Below are 18,249 nucleotides of genomic sequence, written 5' to 3' on the forward strand. Positions count from 1 at the left end.
GCTCGCGAAAGCGGTTTCACATTCGACATTGATGCAAGCTGATTCACCGCTTTCGCGAGCAAGCCCGCTCCCACATTGGATCTATGTCGAGGCTACTGGAAGTTCAATTTCTCTGGCACATCCACATCCCACAACACCCCAGGATCGTCCACGACCACCTCGACTACTCTCGCCTGCGCGAACAACGCCTTGGCCCCTCGATCGCCGGACAACGCCATTAACGCCGGACCAAAGCTGCGCCCAAATCCCACCGGGTGCCCGAACTCGCCTTCATGCACCGGCACGCTGATGCAATCGTCGGAAATACTCGCCACTACCCGCTCGATGCTCGACGGCAAGATGAACGGCATATCCCCCAGCACAATCAGCCAGCCACCGAGCTGCGGACACGCCGCCACCCCGGCCGCGATGCTGTCGCCCATGCCGGTCGATTCAATCAGCACAATTTCGCAACCATAAGCCTTGGCCATACGGATCACTTGTGGTCGATCCACCGTGGTCACCAGGACGCGCTTCTCAAGAGACGTCGGCAAATTCACCAGCACTTGCTCGATCATCGAATGCACAGCGCCGTCGCGCCCCGTGCAATCCGCTACCAGCTTGTCCCGCTCGGCACCGGCCTCCTGTCGAAACCGACGGCCCTGCCCCGCTGCCAGCACAATGACGCCGATGGATTCGCTCATACGCCCTCCTGCAACAGCTTCTTCTGCTTGAGCTCGACACCGTTCTTGATCGCGACAATTTCGGCCAGCAGCGACAAAGCGATTTCCGCCGGTGTGTGGCTGCCAATGTGCAAACCGATCGGACCGTGCAGCCGAGCGATAGCCTCTTGTGACAAGCCTAGCTGAGCCAGATTGTCCCGGCGCTTCAAGCTGTTGACCCGCGACCCCAGCGCACCGACATAAAACGCCCTGGAATCCAGCGCCGTCAGCAGCGCCATGTCATCGAGTCGAGGATCGTGGGTCAGTGCGACGATGGCCGTACGCTCGTCAGTCTGGATGCTGAGCACCGCGTCATCGGGCATACCCGAAACAAATCGCCCGTGCTGCTCTTCCCAGCCGTAAACGAACTCGGTGCGCGGATCGCAGATCAGCACTTCGAAATCCAGCAGCCGTGCCATCTCGGCGACATACCGGGACAACTGCCCCGCACCGATCAGCAACAGCCGCCAACGTGGACCGTAAATGGCCCGCAACGTTTTGCCATCGAACGTCAGGACATCCGTCTTGTCAGCCGGTTGCAGCGTGACTTCACCCGTCTCGACACTGAGCGAGCGAGCCACGATTTCATGCGCCTCGCAGCGCGCCAGCAACTCGGCGACCCAAGCCGGATCGCCGACCCGCTCCTCGGTCAGGCGCAAGGTGCCGCCGCACGGCAAACCGAAGCGTGCCGCCTCCTCACGGGTGACGCCGTAAGTGATCAACTGCACCGGCGGCCCATCGGCGGGAATCCGACCGTCATGCAGCCGGGCAATCAAATCGTCTTCGACACAACCACCGGACACCGAGCCAATCACCACACCATCTTCACGCAACGCCAGCATGGCGCCAGGTGCCCGCGGCGCGGTGCCCCAGGTCTGGACCACGCTGTACAACATCACCCGCCGACCGGCGCGGCGCCATTCGAGCACGCTGCGCAGGACGTTCAGATCGACGCTGTCCATCAGGCTTGTGCCTTCTGCCAACCTTGCAGCTGATAGCGAACCGGCAAGTTGCGGATGCGCTTGCCGGTGGCGGCAAAGATTGCGTTGCACAGTGCTGGCGCAATCGGTGGCACGCCCGGTTCACCGACACCGCCCAGTGGCACATTGCCTGGCGGTGTGACCAGATGAACTGCAACTTCCTTGGGCGCCAGGGACATACGCGCCACTTCGTACATGTGGAAGTTGTCCTGCTGGACCTTGCCGGCCTTGAAGCTGATTTCCCCCAGCACCGCGTTGCCCAGCCCCATGACACAGGCGCCTTCGAACTGCGAGCGAATCCGCTCGGGGTTGATCTGCGGACCGCAATCCACTGCGATGTCGGCCTTGTGCACGATCAGCGTGCCGTCGTCTTTGACTTCAACCTCGATTACCGCCGCCACATAGGTCACGAAGCTGTAATGCACCGCCAGCCCCAAACCTCGGCCCTTGGGTAACTCACGACCCCAACCGGCGGCTTTGGCAGCGGTTTCCAGCACCGTGCGCATCCGCGCGGTATCGATCGGATAACGCTCGGGGGATTCGCCGTAGTTCCACTCTTCACTCAAGGTGCGCGGATCGATCTGCCGGTCCGGGCCCAGCAATTTGATCTGGTACTTGAGCGGATCCTGGCCGGCCTTGTGCGCCAGTTCATCGACAAAGCTCTGAATCGCAAAACCGTGAGGAATGTTCGACACCGAGCGATACCAGCCGACCCGGGTGTGAATCGCCGCTTCCGGGTTTTCCAGGCGCACGTTGGGGATCGCGTAAGCCATGTTGGTGAAACCCATGCCCAGTTCGAAGGCTGCCTCGTGGTTCATGCCCGGCGCAAACAACGCGGTGATGCTCGGCGCTACGGTGCGGTGCAACCAGCCGGACGGCAGGCCGTCCTTGTTCAGGCTGGCTTTCAGGTACTCGGCCGACACCGTGTGGAAATAGGAGCAGTGGATGTCGTCTTCACGGGTCCATTGCACCCGCACGGCCTTGCCGGGGAATTCCTTGGCGAGGATGGCCGCTTCGATGATGAAGTCCGGTTTGGATTTACGCCCGAAACCGCCGCCCAACAAAGTGACGTTAAAGGTGACGTTATCGAACGCAATGCCGAGGCGCTCGCCAATGCGTTCGCGGGTGACTTGGGGGGCCTGGCTTGGGGCCCAGGCTTCGCATACACCGTCCTTGAAGCGGGCGATGGCGACCATCGGTTCCATGGGTGCTTGCGTCAGGTGCGGCAGGTAATAGGACGCTTCGAGCGTGCTGTCGGCGCTGCCCATGGCTTCGTCGATGTTGCCGGTATTGCGCACCACTTTGCCGGGTTTGAGGGAGGCTGCCTCAATTTCCTTGCGGTAGGCGATCGAGTCGTAACTGGCGTTAGGGCCATCATCCCACTCGATTTTCAGCGCTTCGCGGCCCTTGATCGCCGCCCAGGTATTACTGGCGACCACGGCCACGCCGCCCAACGGCTGAAACTCCGACGGCAGCGGATGACCTTCGATCTGCACGACCTTGATCACGCCCGGGACTTTCATCGCGGCACTGGAGTCGACGGACTTGACCTTGCCGCCATACACCGCAGGGCGTGCAATGGTGGCGTAGAGCATGCCGTCGAAATGAACGTCGGCACCGTAAATGGCGCGGCCATTGACGATGTCGGTACCGTCGATGGCCTTGGTGCCTTCCTTGCCGATGTAGCGGAACTCCGACGGCTGCTTGAGCCGCAGGCTGTCACGCGCCGGCACAGCCAACGCACCGGCCGCGGCGGCCAAGGCGCCGTAACCCAGCTCACGACCGCTCGGTTTATGGATGACTTTATGCAGTTGCGCATGGCATTCGCTGACCGGCACTTTCCACTGTTCGGCAGCGGCTTGTTCAAGCATGGTCCGCGCAGCAGCACCGCAGCGACGCATCGGCTCGTACCAGTGGCGCATGCTGCGCGAGCCATCGGTGTCCTGGTTGCCGAAGCGCACTTCGTCGCCCGGCGCCTGTTGCACCTTCATCATCGCCCAGTCGGCGTCCAGTTCATCGGCTACCACCATCGTCAGGCTGGTGCGCACACCCTGGCCCATTTCCGAACGGTTGCAGACCACGGTCACCCTGCCGTCAGCGGCAATGCTGACGTAAACCTTGGGATCGTCGATCCAGCCGTTGGGCATGCCATCGGCGCCGAATTTCTTCTCTTTCTCCGCAGCCAAAGCATCTTGCCAGCCCCAACTCGCCACCAAAACCAACGCACCGGTGGCGCCAACGCCTTTGAGGAAACCGCGACGACTGAGGTTGCTCAGCGCGAAATCATTCGGTAACTGGCTCATGCCTTGGCCTCCTTCAGGTGAGTGGATGCCTGGCGGATGGCGGTCTTGATGCGGTTGTACGTGCCGCAGCGGCAAATGTTGCCGACCATCGCCTCTTCGATCTGTTCGTCGCTGGGGTTCGGGTTGGTCTTGAGCAACGCCGTGGCGGACATGATCTGCCCGCCCTGGCAGAAACCACACTGGGCCACGGCGGTGTCGAGCCAGGCTTGCTGGACGACTTGCCCGACCGGGTCGGCGTGCAGATTATCGATGGTGGTGACGTTCTGGCCGACCACTGAACCGATCGGCGTGATGCAACTGCGCGCCGGGGCGCCGTCGATATGGATGGTGCAGGCGCCACAGAGGCCCATGCCGCAGCCGAATTTGGTGCCGTTGTAACCGGCCACGTCGCGGATCGCCCAGAGCAGCGGCATGTCCTCGGTGACATCGAGTTGATGGTCTTGACCATTGAGCTTCAGGGTAATCATGGGCACGCCCGCATATTATTGGTTATGGGGTCGAGCAATCTGCCGCCCAGGGTTGGCGGTTGGCATCACGCAGATCGGCTCAGGCTAAATGGGCTCTCTTATGCGGACGGCAGGGTCCGCATCGGGCCTTTGGTGGAGCAAACGTTTGCATCGTTAGGTGGCTAAGTTAACCCAACATTAACAAAAAAGCCCTGCACCGTTAAACGTGTGCAGGGCTTTCAGATCAGTCTTGAAGCGTAGCCTCAATACCGATTGGGCTCCATTTCCAGGTCGACATGAAAACGTTCTGAAATGTCTTTCTGGATGCGTTGCGCCAGGTTCAGCAATTGCAGACCGGTCGCGTTGCCGTAGTTGACCAGCACCAATGCCTGCAATTTATGCACGCCGGCATCGGCTTCACGGAAACCTTTCCAGCCGGCCCGCTCGATCAGCCACCCCGCTGCCAGTTTCATCTGCCCGTCGGGTTGCGCGTAGGCCACCAGATCCGGGTATTCACCTTTGAGTTGCGCAACGAGCGCCGCTGGCACCAACGGATTCTTGAAGAAGCTGCCGGCATTGCCGAGCACTGCCGGGTCCGGAAGCTTTTCGTTGCGAATGCTGCAAATCGCCTGGCTGACATCGGTGGCGGTCGGGTGATCGATACCTTGCTCAGTCAGGCGCTGACGCACCGGGCCGTACTCCAGATGCAGGTGCGCGGCGCGGTCCAGGATGAAACGTACCCGCAGGATCAACCAACGCCCCGGTTCCTGTTTGAACAGGCTGTCGCGGTAGGCGAAGTTGCATTCTTCCAGGGTGAAATCCCGCAAGTCACCGGTCTGGCGATCCAGCGCGGTCAAGCCGGCGAACACGTCCTTGATCTCCACACCATAGGCGCCGATGTTCTGCATCGGTGCCGCACCGACGGTGCCGGGAATCAGGCTGAGGTTCTCCAGTCCCGACAACCCCTGCGCCAGGGTGTGCTGCACGAACGGATGCCAAGGCTCACCGGCCTCGGCTTCGATCACGACTTTGCTGCCGTCATCGCTCAGGATGCGAATCCCGCGGGTGGCCATGCGCAGCACCAACGACTGGATATCGGCCGTCAGCAGCAGGTTGCTGCCACCGCCAATCACCAGCAGCGGCACGTCATGTTCCAGCGCATAGGCCAGGGCTTCACGCACGTCGGCATCGTTATGGGCCTCGGCAAACAGCCGGGCCTGAACATCGACGCCAAAGGTGTTGAACGGCTTGAGCGAAACCCGGGGTTGGACCTGCAAACTCATAACCGTCCCTTCAATTCGATCACCAGCAAATCACTGGCGCGCTCGATCAGGTCCAGTACCTGCTCAAAGCCTTGGTCGCCGTCGTAGTACGGATCCGGCACTTCATCGATTTCCGACTGATAGCGACGCAGGAACAGGTCCAGCTCGGCTTTGCCCTTGGCCGGTTGCAAAGCCTCGAGGTTGCGCAGGTTGCTGTGGTCCATCGCCAGAATCAGGTCGTAGGTGGCGAAATCGGCGCGGGACACTTGCTGGGCGCGCTGGGCGGACAGGTCATAACCGCGCAGCTTGGCCGCCGCCTGGCTGCGCTTGTCCGGGGCCTTGCCGACGTGCCAGTCACCGGTACCCGCAGAGGCGACTTCGATTTGATCGGCCAGCCCCGCTTCGCGCAGTTTATGTCGCAACACGCCTTCGGCCGTGGGTGAACGGCAAATGTTGCCCAGGCAGACAAACAAAACCCGCATCAGGCCTCCAGCAGGCGACGAACGCGCTCAAGGTCTTCGACGGTATCGACGCCGGTCGGCGGTGCGATCAGCGCGTCGGCGACGTGAATCCGCACGCCGTGCCACAGGGCGCGGAGCTGTTCCAGGGATTCGGTATTTTCCAGCCAGCACGGGCCCCAGCTGACGAAGTCATGCAGGAAACCGGCGCGGTAGGCATAGATGCCAATGTGCCGACGATACGGCACGCCTTCCGGCAATTGCTCGCGGCTTTTGGCGAACGCGTCCCGGGCCCACGGCAAGGTGGCACGACTGAAGGTCAGCGCCAGGCCATTAAGGTCGCTGACAACCTTGACCACGTTGGGATTGAACAGGGTTTCCACGTCTTCGATCGGCTCGGCCAGCGTGGCCATGCGCGCTTCGGTGTGGGCGGCCAGGTTGGCGGCCACCTGATCGATCACGCTCGGCGGGATCAACGGTTCGTCCCCCTGGACGTTGACCACAATGGCGTCGGACGCCAGGCCCAGTTTCGCGGCGACTTCAGCCAAACGGTCGGTGCCGGAATTGTGATCTTCGCGGGTCAGCACCACTTCAGCGCCAAACCCTTTGCAGGCCTCGACGATGCGCGCATCGTCAGTGGCAACCACCACGCGCTGAGCACTACTTTTGCTCGCCTGTTCCCAGACGTGCTGGATCATCGGCTTGCCGGCGATCAGCAGCAGCGGCTTGCCCGGCAAGCGGGTGGAGGCGTAACGCGATGGAATGACAACGGTAAAGGCTGTGGTCATTTATCCAGACGCTCGTCGGTGGTCAGGGTGCGGGCTTCGGTTTCGAGCATCACCGGGATGCCGTCACGAATCGGGTAAGCCAGGCCTGCGCCTTTGCTGATCAGCTCGGTTTTGTCGGCGCTGAGCTTGAGCGGGCCTTTGCAGACCGGGCAAGCGAGGATATCGAGCAATTTGGTGTCCATGAGCATTCCCTGGATAAATGGATTTAAGGCAAAAGACGAGCCGGCAACAGGCGCATCAGCTGCGTATCGAACCAGGCCACGAAAGCCGGTGATGGCGCAGCATCGACCGCCAGGTACCACCAATCGGCGGCGGCGAAGGCACGGCACTTCACCGCGTCCTTTTCGGTCATCACCAACGGCAATGACGGTGTGAAATTCAAGGCCTGCACGCTGTATTCGGCGTGGTCGGCAAACGCATGCGGCACTGGCTGCCAGTGTAACGTTTCGAGGGTTGTGAAGAAACGCTGCGGATTGCCGATCCCGGCCACGGCGTGCAGGGCCTGGCCAGCGGGAAAGTGGTCGAGGGGACGCCGCTCGCCGCTGTGCAGATTGATCAATTCGGTGGGTTGCAGCTGGAAGGCAAAACCGTCGTCGCGATCGGCATCGGCACCGTTGTAGAGCACCGCGTCGACACTTTGCAGACGCTCGACCGGTTCACGCAACGGCCCGGCTGGCAGGCAACGCTGATTGCCCAGGCCGCGGGCGGCATCGATCAGCACCAGTTCAAGGTCGCGGGCCAGTCGATAATGCTGCATGCCGTCGTCGGACAGGATCAGGTCCAGTGGCTCGCTCGCCAGCAGGGCTTTGACGGCGCTGCTGCGGTCCGGGTCGATCATCAACGAAACGCCGGTGCGCTGGACGATCAACAGTGGTTCGTCTCCCGCAATATCGGCGCTTTGATCCGCCTCGACTCGCCACGGCAAGTGGGGTGGCTTGGCGCCATAACCCCGACTGACCACGCCGACCCGCAAACCGCTGCGCTGGCAGTGCTGGATCATCCACAGAATCAGCGGCGTCTTGCCGGTGCCGCCGACGGTGATATTACCCACGACGATCAGCGGCACCGGCGGTTGATAGATCTCGCCCTCACCCGCCAGAAAACGCTTGCGCTTGTTAATGACCACGCGCCGATACAACCACTCCAGCGGCTGCAACAGCTTCAGGGCCGGATGACCTTGGTACCACGCGGCGAGCAAGCGATCGGACATGGCCATCAGGGCGCGGGCGGCGCCGCCTCGACAGTGGTCATGCGCAGGTGACTGAAACCGAGTTTGCCGGCGGCGTCCATGGCGGTAATGACGGACTGATGCTGAGTCTTGCCGTCGGCGCTGATGGACAGCGGCAGGTTGGTGTCGCCACTGGATTCTTTCTGCAGTGCGTCCATCAGGGTCGCCAGGTCGTTCTTGGGCAATACCTGATTATTCACCGAGAAGGCACCTTCGGCACTGATGGCAACGTCCAGGTGTTTGACCTGCTGGTCTTCGGCAGGGGAACCACTGACCGCTTCCGGCAGATCCACGCGCAACTGGGTTTCACGGGTAAACGTAGTGGTGACCACGAAAAACAGCAGCAGGATAAACACCACGTCAATCAGCGACGCGAGGTTGATGTCTACCGTTTCCCGTGGTTTACGGCGGAATTTCACGCTTTGCCCCCATTCAGGTCGACATCACGGTCACCCTGTACCACCTCTACCAGTTTGATCGCTTCCTGCTCCATGCCGACCACCAGTTCATCGATCCGGCGTTGCAGGAATCGGTGGAAGAAGACCGCCGGGATACCGACCATCAGGCCTGCGGCCGTGGTGATCAGCGCTTTGGAAATACCGCCAGCCAGCACCGCAGCATTGGTACCCATGCCCGTGCCCATGAACGCGCTGAAAATGTCGATCATGCCCAGCACCGTACCCAACAGACCCAGCAACGGGGCCATGGCGGCGATGGTGCCCAACGCGTTGATGTAACGTTCGAGCTCGTGAATGACCCGTGCCGCAGCCTCTTCAATGCACTCTTTCATGATCTCGCGACCATGCCTGGAGTTGGCCAGGCCAGCCGCGAGGATTTCGCCCAACGGCGAGTTGGCGCGCAATTCCTTGAGTTTTTCTTTATTGAGTTGCTTGTCCTTGATCCACACCCAGACTTGCCCGAGCAAATGCTCCGGGGTCACACGGCTGGCTCGCAGGGTCCAGAGACGCTCTGCGACGATTGCCATGGCCGCGATGGAACTCAAAATGATCGGCAGCATCATCCAGCCGCCGGATTTGACCAATTCCCACACAGTGACAGCCCCCTCGAAAAAGTGCGCCACTCTAACATAGGGGGTGAGCGCACCGAAGACCGTGATGTCGCATCCAGTCGGTGTTTAATCACTCCGGGTTACTGTGCAGAGCGCCAGAAACGCCGTTCTTGACGCATCGTCCATGGCGGCTTGAAGCGTCCCAGTTGCAGACGGATGGCACCCTGCTCGGCACTGTCATGGATCGAAATGCCGCGCTTTCGATAGCGCGCCATGATTGTGGGATGGGGATGACCGAATGAATTTCCCTGGCCACGAGAGATCAACACCGCCTTGGGCTGCAACGCGGCAAGCAACGCCATCGATGACGAACTGCGACTGCCGTGGTGCGGCGCCTGCAACCAATCAGTGGTGACGGCCAGTGGACTGTCGAGCAGCGCCCGCTCGGCTGCGGCGTCTATATCGCCGGTAAGTAACAGACGCTCACCGTTGGCTTCTATCTGCAGGACGCAGGATTTTTGATTGCTGTCGCTGGCCGAAGACCATTGCCACAGCTGGAACCTCACATCATCCCAGACCCATTGCTTGCCGCTCTCGCAGCCTTCGGCCTGCAACTCGGCCCGCAGCGCCTGGGGATCGCCACTGACCACCCGTTTCACCGGCAGACCATTGGCAACGGCCCGGGCGCCGCCCGCATGATCGGCGTCGGCATGGCTGATCAACATCAAATCGAGCCCCTCCGCTCCCAGTTTGCGTAATGCCGGCAGCACCACACGCTCGCCCAGGTCGAAATCGCCGAAACGTGGCCCGGTGTCATACAACAGTGCGTGATGTCGCGTGCGCACCAGGATGGCCAAACCCTGGCCGACATCCAGCTGCCAGACTTCGGCGATGCCTTCAGGCAAGCGCTCCCGGGGCGGAAAAACCAGCAACAGCAGCATCGGCCAACCCAACGCGCGAAACGGCACACCTCGAGGCATTAATAGTAGAAAGGCACCGAGTGTGCCGAGTGCCCATACCCACAACGGGATGGCCACCGGCACCCACGCGGGCAAGTACCCGGCCATCAGCGTCAGGCCCTTGAACAAAAGGTCGATCAAACCTCCTGCCAACCACAACAACCCTTCGCCCACGTAAGGAAGGGGTAAAAACAGCGTGCCCAGCAATGCCGGAGGCAGCACGACCACGCTGATCCACGGCACCGCGAGCAAATTGGCCACCGGCCCGCTGAGACTGATCGGCAACCCGAGCACCAGCAGCAACGGGCACAGGCCAATCGCGATCAGCCATTGGGCGCGGGTCCAGGTTTGCCACCAGCGCCAGGGGCCCAGCCGACCACCGAAAGTGAAGATCAACACCGCCACCGCCGCGAACGACAGCCAGAAACCCGGTTGCAGACTCGCCAGCGGATCCAGTAGCAAAACACCGTCGAGCGCCAGCAACAGCGGCCACCAGGCGCCAAGGTGACGAAATCGCAGGCGCCACAACAGCACCAGGCCGATCATCACGCAGGCCCGCCGCACCGGCACCTCAAAACCGGCCAGCAGCCCATAACCGAGAGCGGCCGCGAACGCGAGTCCACAGGCCCACGGCAGCCAAGGCAAGCGTTTGGGCCACAGGCCATAACGGGCCAGCCCGGCGATCAACAGATACACCAGCCCCGCCAACAACCCGATGTGTTGTCCGGAAATCACCAACAGATGGACCGTGCCGGTGTCTTGCAGCACCTGCCAGTCTTCGCGACTCAGTCCGGCGCCATCCCCCAGCACCAACGCCGTCAGCGCTCCCGTTCGCCCCTGGGCATCCACGGACTGCAAGCGCTGACGGATGCCGTCGCGCCAGGCCCATTGGGCTTCCTTGAGCCGCTCGCCAGCCTTGACCGTCCCGGTCGCGCCGATACGTTGCGCCAACAGCCAGGCGTCGTAATCGAAGGCATGGGGGTTGAGCAGCCCCGCAGGACGCTTCAACTTGACCGCCAGTCGCCACTGTTCGCCGCTGTTGACCGGCGGCCCGTCATACCAGGCCAGGCGCATCAGTTGCGGCACCTTGCCGTGTCGCGACCGGGCGTCGGCCAACTCGAAACGCACGACGGCCTCATTGTTCTGTGGCAATCCCGTCACCCGACCTTCGACCCAACGGGTTTCGCCATCGAGGCTCATCGGCAGCCGATCATCCAGCGCCCACTGCGCATTCGCGCCCGCCCAACTGAAGCCGAACAGCAAAAATGCCAGTGGATAGCTGCGAAACGGCAGCAACATCAAACCGATGACCGGCAGCAACATCCATAACCAGACCGGCGGTAATACCGGTAAAAAACGCAGGATCAACAGACCCAACGCCAGCGCCATCATCCCTGTGCGCATACGCCCGTCCTTGAGAGTCCCCTCCTAGGCATAGCCGGCTAATCGCACAGGCATCGTTATTAATTGTCACAAAGTCTGAATGGGCAGCTCATAGAATCCAGACATACTTGCCGCCTTAACCGACCGAGAAGCCTTATGCCCCGGCGCTTATTCAAACGTTACATGCCAGACCCGATCAGCATCAGGGAACACAAGTCCTTACGCTTTCTCGGCACACTGCTGCATGACCCGAACCTCTGGCACCTCAACCGCCATTCCGTCGCACGGGCCATGGCGGTGGGTCTGTTCGCGGCGTTCCTGCCAATTCCGCTGCAGATGCTGGTTGCGGCCATTCTCGCCATCATGGTGCGCGGCAACATGCCGATTGCAGTCAGCCTGGTCTGGCTGACCAATCCGATCACCATGCCGGCGGTGTTCTTCTGCACTTACCAGACCGGAGCCTGGCTGATGGATGTTCCCACCCGCCATTTGCCGGACGAGCTGACCTGGGAATGGATCAGCGGCGAACTCTCGACGCTTTGGCAGCCGTTTTTACTCGGCTCGGTGGTGACGGGACTGGTGCTCGGCGCGCTCGCCTATTGCCTGACCATGATGTATTGGCGCTGGTGGGTAGGACGGCAGTGGCGGCGGCGCCAGAAAAAACGGATGCCGTAAACGCAAAACGGCCTCCATTTTTTGGAGGCCGTTTTTTTGTGGTGTCTGGGCTGACGCCTTCGCGAGCAAGCCCGCTCCCACATTGGATCTGTGAACGACACAAACCCACTGTGGGAGCGGGCTTGGTCCGGGCGGCGTTCCGACGAAGCAGGCGACTCGGTCTTCCTCAGGTACGCATCCCGCGACCACTGACCAGCAGCCGTGCGCAACCGATGTACAACACCACGGTCGCCACCAGCATGAAGGTGATCGCCACGCTGATCCTGATGTCCGAAACGCCAAGAATGCCGTAACGGAAGGCGTTGACCATGTGCAGCACCGGGTTGGCCAGGGACACGGTCTGCCAGAACGGCGGCAGCAAGGAGATCGAGTAGAACACCCCGCCCAGGTAAGTCAGCGGTGTCAGCACAAATGTCGGGATGATCGAGATGTCATCGAAGTTGCGCGCAAACACGGCGTTGATGAAGCCCAGCAGCGAGAAGATCGTCGCCGTCAGCACCACCACCAGAATGGTCACGCCCAGGTGATGCACCTGCAATTGGGTGAAGAACAGCGACAGCAGGGTCACAATGACCCCAACCATCAAGCCACGCAGTACGCCGCCCAGGGTGTAACCGATCAGAATCGTATGCGGCGACACCGGCGACACCATCAATTCTTCGATGGAACGCTGGAACTTGCTGCCGAAGAAACTCGAGACCACGTTGCCGTAGGAGTTGGTGATCACCGACATCATGATCAGCCCCGGCACGATGTACTCCATGTAGGTGAAACCACCCATGTCACCGATCTGCCGGCCGATCAGATTGCCGAAGATCACGAAGTACAGAACCATGGTGATAGCCGGCGGCAGCAGCGTCTGCGGCCAGATCCGGGTAAAGCGCCTGACCTCTCGGTAAACGATGGTGTTGAGGGCAACGAGGTTGGGTTGCAGCTCGGAACTCATACCGCCACCTTCGACAGATTTTTCTCCACCAGGGACACGAACAACTCCTCGAGGCGATTGGTTTTGTTACGCAGGCTCAACACTTCGATGTTCTGTTGCGCCAATTGGGTGAACAGCGCGGTGATGCCCATGGCCTTGTCGACCTGAACTTCAAGGGTGTGGCTGTCGAGCAGCTTGGTCGGGTAACCGAGCAACTGCGGCGCGGTTTGCACTGTGTTTTTGAGGTCGAGCAGGAACGTTTCCACATGCAGTTGGCTGAGCAACTGTTTCATGCTGGTGTTCTCGACGATGGTGCCGTGATCGATGATGCCGATGTTGCGGCACAACTGCTCAGCCTCTTCCAGGTAGTGGGTGGTGAGGATGATGGTGATGCCTTTCTTGTTCAGCTCAGTGAGGAACGTCCACATCGAGCGACGCAGTTCGATGTCCACACCCGCTGTCGGTTCGTCGAGGATCAGCAGGCGTGGTTCGTGAACCAGCGCACGGGCGATCATCAGTCGACGCTTCATGCCGCCGGACAGTGAACGTGACGGGACATCGCGCTTGTCCCAAAGGCCCAGCTGGGTCAGGTACTGCTCGGCACGTTCCTTGGCGATTTTCGGCGGGATGCCGTAATAACCGGCCTGGGTCACGACGATGTCGAAGGTTTTCTCGAACTGGTTGAAGTTGAATTCCTGGGGCACGACGCCGATGCAGCGCTTGAGCTGCGCAGGATTCTTGTCCAGATCGTGACCGAAAACATTCACCGTCCCGCTGGTCTTGTTCACCAGGGTCGAGAGAATGCCGATGGTCGTGGATTTGCCGGCGCCATTGGGGCCGAGCAAGGCAAAAAAGTCACCTTCGGCGACGTCCAGATCGATACCACTCAAGGCCTGGAAACCGTTGCCGTAGGTTTTGGTTAGCTGCCGGATGGACAGAGCGGAACTCATATCGGATTTACGCACCAAGAAGGGAAGAAAGGGACAAATAAGGGCGGGCGGCGACGAATACAACCGCGGCGCACGAGCGCAATGGTGCTTGCCGCCGCCACACAAGTACAGTCAAGCGTGTCGATAGTGAGTATTAAGTCAACGCGGTCATAACCGCTTTCTGATACGCCGGACGCTGTTTCAGGCGTGCATACCAGGCTTGCAGATGAGGCTGCGGTGCGCGCTCGATCGGCATCTCGAACCAGGCATAAATGAAACTGCCCAGAGGAATGTCGCCCATGCCGATCTCATCACCGGACAGGTAGGGTTGGGTCGCCAGCGCCTGGTTGGCCATGGACAGCAGGCCATCGCACTCCTTGATCGCGGCGTTGATTGCGGGCCAGTCCTGCTGGTCTTCCGGGGTACGCAATACGCCCCAGAACACCGTGCGGAACGGTCCGGCAAAACTTGAAGTGGTCCAGTCCATCCACTTGTCGGCAGAAGCCCGGGACTGCAGATCCTCTGGATACCAGGCCGTGCCGCTGGCGTGGCGAGCCATCAGGTAACGCACGATGGCGTTGGATTCCCACAACACGAAACCTTCGTCTTCAATCACCGGCACGCGGCCATTGGGGTTCATCGCGCGGTACTGCGGCGTATCGACTACACCAAAGGCGCCGCCGGCATCGATGGCTTCATAGGCCAGGCCCAGCTCCTCGGCGGCCCACAAAGGTTTTCTGACATTCGACGAGTTTTTCCGACCCCAGATCTTCAGCATGACCGCCTCTTTATGGATGAATGCGCAGGCAGCATACGCCGGATCAGGCGCGACTCAAATCGCTCTGCATGTCACCCGGCAGCACGGGCGATTGGTCGCCGAACAGATGCGGATAGCACTTCTCCAGGTGCTCGAAAAAGAACGCTTCAGGCACGTCGGTGAACTGGCCGTGGTCGATCAGGTATTCCATCAATTGCTCTCCGTCGCGATTGAACGGATGGAAAACGCTGTCGTTGATGCCGTCGAATTCCAGGGGTGCGACATTGAACAGGTCGCACAAGCCTTGGTTGAACGCTGGCGTGGCTTTGACCCAGCGGCCGTTCAGGTGAAGTTCCGTATAACCGTGCATGGCGAACACGTCACTCTTGAGCAACTCGAGCAACCGCGGCGTCGACAAATGATTGCGCACATCCGCCAGACCGATCCGCGCGGGAATCCCGCAATGCCGGGCGGCACCGGCCAGCAGCGTGGCTTTGGGCACGCAATAACTCTCCCCCGCTGCCAGCGCATAACTGCCGCGCAAGGTATTCGGGTCGAGACTGAAGGTGTAAGGGTTGTAACGCACGGCTTCGCGCACGGCGTAATAGAGATTGATCGCCTGCTCTAGAGGGTCACGACTGTTGCCGCGATGTTTTTCGGCGAACTCCACCACCGACGAGTGGTCACTATCGATGAAGCGGCCGGGACTCAGATACGCGTGCATGAGAACAATCTCCTGGGGAAGCCACGAGTCTAGCGACACGTTCAGCACAGAGATAACGACGTTTCGGCCAAACATGGGCGCTTTGCCGCCCGCCCAACGAACGATTTCCGCGGCCTGTTGCCCACTGGGCCTACAAAACTCATCGAAGGTTTCCCACGAATTCAATCACATCGCTCTGACCACCCTGTTTTGCGGATGCCGTCTAAGCTCTGAAAGTTGGTTTTGCCCTGGTTTCACGGAGGATTAAATATGCTGCTGTTGTGGATACTGGTTCTGGTTGTCGGGATTGCTTATTTAGCCCACCGTCGTGTCGCCCCGTTGCCCGCCCTGTGCATCGTTGCCGTTTACGTGGTGGCGATGGGCGCTTTCAGCCGCGCGCCAGGCTGGTTGCTGCTGGTTCTCTGGGTGTTGATCGCGGCTGTGGCTGCGCCCTTGTTGTTGCCCGACCTGCGCCGCAAATTTTTCAGCGCGCCGCTGTTCAGCTGGTTCCAGAAAACCCTGCCACCGATGTCGCAAACCGAACGCGATGCGATCGATGCCGGCACAGTGTGGTGGGATGGCGAACTGTTCAGCGGTCGCCCGGACTGGAACAAACTGCTGGCCTATCCAAAAGCGCAGCTGAGCGAAGAGGAACAGGCCTTCATCGACGGCCCGACCGAAGAACTCTGCGCCATGGTCAGCGACTGGCAGATCGGTCAAACCATGGACCTGCCTCCCGAAGCCTGGGCCTACATCAAGGAAAACGGCTTCTTCGCCCTGATCATTCCCAAGGAGTTCGGCGGCAAGGGTTTCTCCGCCTATGCCCACTCCCAGGTGGCGATGAAACTGGCGACCCGCAGCGGCGACCTTGCCTCTACCGTGATGGTCCCCAACTCCCTCGGCCCGGCCGAACTGCTGTTGCATTACGGCACCGACGAGCAACGCAACCACTACCTGCCACGACTGGCGCGCGGCGATGACATCCCGTGCTTCGCACTGACCGGGCCACTGGCCGGCTCTGATGCGGGCTCCATGCCCGACACCGGGGTGATCTGCAAAGGTGAATGGGAAGGCAAGGAAACCCTGGGCCTGCGCCTGAACTGGGAAAAGCGTTACATCACTCTGGGTCCTGTCGCCACCCTGCTCGGCCTCGCGTTCAAGGCCTACGACCCGGATCACTTGCTGGGTGAGGAGGAAGACCTGGGGATCAGCCTGGCATTGATCCCGACCGATACCGCCGGTGTCGAAATCGGCCGCCGCCACTTGCCGTTGGGCGCGTCATTCATGAACGGCCCGAACTCCGGCAAAGATGTGTTCGTACCGTTGGAGTTCCTCATCGGCGGCCAGGAAATGCTCGGCAAAGGCTGGATGATGCTGATGAACTGCCTGTCGGTCGGGCGTTCGATTTCGTTGCCAGCGGTCGGCACCGGCGCCGCCAAGTTCACCAGCCTGGTGACTGGCCAGTACGCTCAGGTCCGTGAACAATTCAACGTTCCTTTGTCGGCTTTCGAAGGTATTCAGGAAGCGATGGCCCGTATCGGCGGCAACGCCTGGATGATGGATGCCGCGCGGATGCTCACCGCCAATGCGGTGGATTTGGGCGAGAAGCCATCGGTGCTGTCGGCGATTCTCAAGTATCACCTCACCGAACGCGGCCGCGAGTGCATCAGCCACGCCATGGATGTTCATGGCGGCAAGGCAATCATCATGGGGCCGAACAACTACCTCGGTCGCAGCTGGAACGGCGCGCCGATTTTCATCACAGTGGAAGGCGCGAACATTCTCTCGCGTAACTTGATGATCTTCGGCCAGGGTGCGATTCGCTGCCATCCTTTCGTACTTAAGGAAATGGCCCTCGCCGGTCGTGAAGACAAGGATCAGGCACTCACTGAATTTGATGGCCTGCTGCTCAAACACATCGGTTTCGCCGTGAGTAACGCCGCCAGCACGCTGGTGCTGAACCTTGGTTTCGGTCACTTCGAACACGCGCCAGGCGACAAGCTCAGCCAGGGTTACTTCCGCGCCCTCAATCGCCAGGCGGCTGCGTTCGCCCTGCTCGCCGACCTGAGCATGATGCTGCTGGGCGGCGAATTGAAACGACGCGAACGTCTGTCGGCACGTCTGGGGGATGTGCTCAGCAACATGTACCTCGCCTCCGCCGCGCTCAAGCGTTACCACGACCTCGATTCACCGGGGCACATGGCACCGCTGTTTACCTGGGCCATGGAAGAAAGCCTGGGGCAGTCGGAACGAGCACTGGATGAGCTGCTGACCAACTTCCCGAACAAAGTGTTGGGTTGCCTGTTGCGGGTGATCGTGTTCCCGTTCGGTCGTCGTCACAAAGGGCCATCGGACAAACTCGGCGCCGAAGTGGCGGCGGTGATCGGCCGCGCCAAGGGCGATCCGACCCTGGAAGAGTTGCTCGGCGGTTGCTACCGGCCGCAATCCACTGATGACCCGGTTGGCGCCCTGCAACATGCGTGTAACCTGCTGAGTGCCGCGCAACCGCTGCGCAAAAAGCTTCATGTCGCGCTCAAAAGTGGCCAGGTCAAACCGGTCGCTGGGGAGCACGTCATCGATGCAGCGCTTGAAGCCGGTGTGTTGCAGCCCAGGGAAGCGCAGACCCTGCGGGACGCCGAAGCGGCGCGGCGCAAGGTGATTGATGTCGATGATTTCGACAAAAAGGAACTGGCGCTGGGCAAAGGAAAGGTCCGCTGATCCCGCTTACCATGTGCCTTCCACC

At 60.8% G+C, this 18,249-nt stretch carries 18 protein-coding genes; 2 read left to right on the forward strand and 16 right to left on the reverse strand.

The annotated features are described in order from the left end of the window. Nucleotides 1–92: 92 nt before the first annotated feature. The 12 genes from KGB03_RS19880 to KGB03_RS19935 all read right to left on the reverse strand — a co-directional run bounded on the left by KGB03_RS19880 (nucleotide 93) and on the right by KGB03_RS19935 (nucleotide 11,538). Nucleotides 93–683: an NTP transferase domain-containing protein gene (locus tag KGB03_RS19880; protein ID WP_223528479.1), complete on the reverse strand. Its 591-nt coding sequence runs from the start codon at nucleotides 681–683 to the stop codon at nucleotides 93–95. Beyond that, nucleotides 680–1,663: an XdhC family protein gene (locus KGB03_RS19885; protein ID WP_218537665.1), complete on the reverse strand. Its 984-nt coding sequence runs from the start codon at nucleotides 1,661–1,663 to the stop codon at nucleotides 680–682. Before KGB03_RS19885 ends, KGB03_RS19880 begins: the two co-directional genes overlap by 4 nt. Next, a complete protein-coding gene (locus tag KGB03_RS19890) occupies nucleotides 1,663–3,984 on the reverse strand; it encodes a xanthine dehydrogenase family protein molybdopterin-binding subunit (protein ID WP_223528481.1) in 2,322 nt (773 codons plus the stop codon). Before KGB03_RS19890 ends, KGB03_RS19885 begins: the two co-directional genes overlap by 1 nt. Continuing rightward, on the reverse strand, nucleotides 3,981–4,451 hold the full coding sequence (locus KGB03_RS19895; RefSeq protein ID WP_223528484.1) for a (2Fe-2S)-binding protein: 471 nt from the start codon (nucleotides 4,449–4,451) through the stop codon (nucleotides 3,981–3,983). The genes KGB03_RS19890 and KGB03_RS19895 overlap by 4 nt, the downstream gene beginning before the upstream one ends. Before the next feature lie 242 nt (nucleotides 4,452–4,693). Continuing rightward, the gene (murB, locus tag KGB03_RS19900) at nucleotides 4,694–5,713 is read right to left on the reverse strand and encodes a UDP-N-acetylmuramate dehydrogenase (protein WP_218537662.1); all 1,020 of its coding nucleotides are present in this window, start codon (nucleotides 5,711–5,713) and stop codon (nucleotides 4,694–4,696) included. Then, nucleotides 5,710–6,174 carry a low molecular weight protein-tyrosine-phosphatase gene (locus KGB03_RS19905; RefSeq protein ID WP_111451767.1) on the reverse strand — a complete coding sequence of 155 codons (465 nt, stop codon included), beginning with the start codon at nucleotides 6,172–6,174 and terminating at the stop codon, nucleotides 5,710–5,712. Before KGB03_RS19905 ends, murB begins: the two co-directional genes overlap by 4 nt. Further along, nucleotides 6,174–6,938: a 3-deoxy-manno-octulosonate cytidylyltransferase gene (kdsB, locus tag KGB03_RS19910; RefSeq protein ID WP_223528487.1), complete on the reverse strand. Its 765-nt coding sequence runs from the start codon at nucleotides 6,936–6,938 to the stop codon at nucleotides 6,174–6,176. The genes KGB03_RS19905 and kdsB overlap by 1 nt, the downstream gene beginning before the upstream one ends. Then, complete coding sequence (locus KGB03_RS19915) at nucleotides 6,935–7,120, reverse strand: Trm112 family protein (protein WP_007945752.1); 186 nt, start codon at nucleotides 7,118–7,120, stop codon at nucleotides 6,935–6,937. Before KGB03_RS19915 ends, kdsB begins: the two co-directional genes overlap by 4 nt. A 23-nt stretch (nucleotides 7,121–7,143) precedes the next feature. Then, on the reverse strand, nucleotides 7,144–8,154 hold the full coding sequence (gene lpxK / locus KGB03_RS19920; RefSeq protein ID WP_223528491.1) for a tetraacyldisaccharide 4'-kinase: 1,011 nt from the start codon (nucleotides 8,152–8,154) through the stop codon (nucleotides 7,144–7,146). Continuing rightward, nucleotides 8,154–8,585, reverse strand: a complete 432-nt coding sequence (locus tag KGB03_RS19925) for an ExbD/TolR family protein (protein WP_008152382.1) — start codon at nucleotides 8,583–8,585, stop codon at nucleotides 8,154–8,156. Before KGB03_RS19925 ends, lpxK begins: the two co-directional genes overlap by 1 nt. Beyond that, a complete protein-coding gene (locus KGB03_RS19930; protein ID WP_165934036.1) occupies nucleotides 8,582–9,217 on the reverse strand; it encodes a MotA/TolQ/ExbB proton channel family protein in 636 nt (211 codons plus the stop codon). Before KGB03_RS19930 ends, KGB03_RS19925 begins: the two co-directional genes overlap by 4 nt. 98 nt (nucleotides 9,218–9,315) lie before the next feature. After that, on the reverse strand, nucleotides 9,316–11,538 hold the full coding sequence (locus KGB03_RS19935; RefSeq protein WP_218537660.1) for a DNA internalization-related competence protein ComEC/Rec2: 2,223 nt from the start codon (nucleotides 11,536–11,538) through the stop codon (nucleotides 9,316–9,318). A 135-nt stretch (nucleotides 11,539–11,673) separates the two neighbouring features. Here KGB03_RS19935 and KGB03_RS19940 point away from each other — a divergent pair, with 135 nt between their 5' ends. Beyond that, nucleotides 11,674–12,192 (forward strand): DUF2062 domain-containing protein, encoded by a 519-nt coding sequence (locus KGB03_RS19940; RefSeq protein WP_223528494.1) that lies wholly within the window; start codon nucleotides 11,674–11,676, stop codon nucleotides 12,190–12,192. 166 nt (nucleotides 12,193–12,358) lie between these two features. Here the strand turns inward: KGB03_RS19940 and KGB03_RS19945 are convergent, their stop codons facing one another. From KGB03_RS19945 to KGB03_RS19960, 4 genes are all read right to left on the reverse strand, one after another. Beyond that, the gene (locus tag KGB03_RS19945; RefSeq protein ID WP_192411013.1) at nucleotides 12,359–13,138 is read right to left on the reverse strand and encodes an ABC transporter permease; all 780 of its coding nucleotides are present in this window, start codon (nucleotides 13,136–13,138) and stop codon (nucleotides 12,359–12,361) included. Further along, nucleotides 13,135–14,067 carry an ABC transporter ATP-binding protein gene (locus KGB03_RS19950; protein ID WP_192411014.1) on the reverse strand — a complete coding sequence of 311 codons (933 nt, stop codon included), beginning with the start codon at nucleotides 14,065–14,067 and terminating at the stop codon, nucleotides 13,135–13,137. Before KGB03_RS19950 ends, KGB03_RS19945 begins: the two co-directional genes overlap by 4 nt. A 133-nt stretch (nucleotides 14,068–14,200) precedes the next feature. After that, on the reverse strand, nucleotides 14,201–14,824 hold the full coding sequence (locus tag KGB03_RS19955) for a glutathione S-transferase family protein (protein ID WP_111451760.1): 624 nt from the start codon (nucleotides 14,822–14,824) through the stop codon (nucleotides 14,201–14,203). Between the two features lie 43 nt (nucleotides 14,825–14,867). Further along, a complete protein-coding gene (locus tag KGB03_RS19960; protein ID WP_218537658.1) occupies nucleotides 14,868–15,527 on the reverse strand; it encodes a transglutaminase-like domain-containing protein in 660 nt (219 codons plus the stop codon). A 249-nt stretch (nucleotides 15,528–15,776) separates the two neighbouring features. Between KGB03_RS19960 and KGB03_RS19965 the strand changes: the two genes are divergently transcribed. Then, nucleotides 15,777–18,224 (forward strand): acyl-CoA dehydrogenase, encoded by a 2,448-nt coding sequence (locus tag KGB03_RS19965; RefSeq protein WP_223528497.1) that lies wholly within the window; start codon nucleotides 15,777–15,779, stop codon nucleotides 18,222–18,224. Nucleotides 18,225–18,249 lie beyond the last annotated feature (25 nt).

Source organism: Pseudomonas sp. BF-B-26 (assembly GCF_019956495.1).
In the GTDB taxonomy this organism is placed as follows: domain Bacteria; phylum Pseudomonadota; class Gammaproteobacteria; order Pseudomonadales; family Pseudomonadaceae; genus Aquipseudomonas.

What these genes read in the sequence shown, in the direction of transcription:
- KGB03_RS19960 (WP_218537658.1), bottom strand. Translation starts at nt 15,527, where the DNA reads ATGCACGCGTATCTGAGTCCCGGCCGCTTCATCGATAGTGACCACTCG.
- KGB03_RS19940 (WP_223528494.1), top strand. Translation starts at nt 11,674, where the DNA reads ATGCCCCGGCGCTTATTCAAACGTTACATGCCAGACCCGATCAGCATC.
- KGB03_RS19945 (WP_192411013.1), bottom strand. Translation starts at nt 13,138, where the DNA reads ATGAGTTCCGAGCTGCAACCCAACCTCGTTGCCCTCAACACCATCGTT.
- KGB03_RS19965 (WP_223528497.1), top strand. Translation starts at nt 15,777, where the DNA reads ATGCTGCTGTTGTGGATACTGGTTCTGGTTGTCGGGATTGCTTATTTA.
- lpxK (WP_223528491.1), bottom strand. Translation starts at nt 8,154, where the DNA reads ATGGCCATGTCCGATCGCTTGCTCGCCGCGTGGTACCAAGGTCATCCG.
- KGB03_RS19955 (WP_111451760.1), bottom strand. Translation starts at nt 14,824, where the DNA reads ATGCTGAAGATCTGGGGTCGGAAAAACTCGTCGAATGTCAGAAAACCT.
- KGB03_RS19950 (WP_192411014.1), bottom strand. Translation starts at nt 14,067, where the DNA reads ATGAGTTCCGCTCTGTCCATCCGGCAGCTAACCAAAACCTACGGCAAC.
- murB (WP_218537662.1), bottom strand. Translation starts at nt 5,713, where the DNA reads ATGAGTTTGCAGGTCCAACCCCGGGTTTCGCTCAAGCCGTTCAACACC.
- KGB03_RS19895 (WP_223528484.1), bottom strand. Translation starts at nt 4,451, where the DNA reads ATGATTACCCTGAAGCTCAATGGTCAAGACCATCAACTCGATGTCACC.
- KGB03_RS19905 (WP_111451767.1), bottom strand. Translation starts at nt 6,174, where the DNA reads ATGCGGGTTTTGTTTGTCTGCCTGGGCAACATTTGCCGTTCACCCACG.
- KGB03_RS19935 (WP_218537660.1), bottom strand. Translation starts at nt 11,538, where the DNA reads ATGCGCACAGGGATGATGGCGCTGGCGTTGGGTCTGTTGATCCTGCGT.
- KGB03_RS19915 (WP_007945752.1), bottom strand. Translation starts at nt 7,120, where the DNA reads ATGGACACCAAATTGCTCGATATCCTCGCTTGCCCGGTCTGCAAAGGC.
- KGB03_RS19890 (WP_223528481.1), bottom strand. Translation starts at nt 3,984, where the DNA reads ATGAGCCAGTTACCGAATGATTTCGCGCTGAGCAACCTCAGTCGTCGC.
- KGB03_RS19885 (WP_218537665.1), bottom strand. Translation starts at nt 1,663, where the DNA reads ATGGACAGCGTCGATCTGAACGTCCTGCGCAGCGTGCTCGAATGGCGC.
- kdsB (WP_223528487.1), bottom strand. Translation starts at nt 6,938, where the DNA reads ATGACCACAGCCTTTACCGTTGTCATTCCATCGCGTTACGCCTCCACC.
- KGB03_RS19880 (WP_223528479.1), bottom strand. Translation starts at nt 683, where the DNA reads ATGAGCGAATCCATCGGCGTCATTGTGCTGGCAGCGGGGCAGGGCCGT.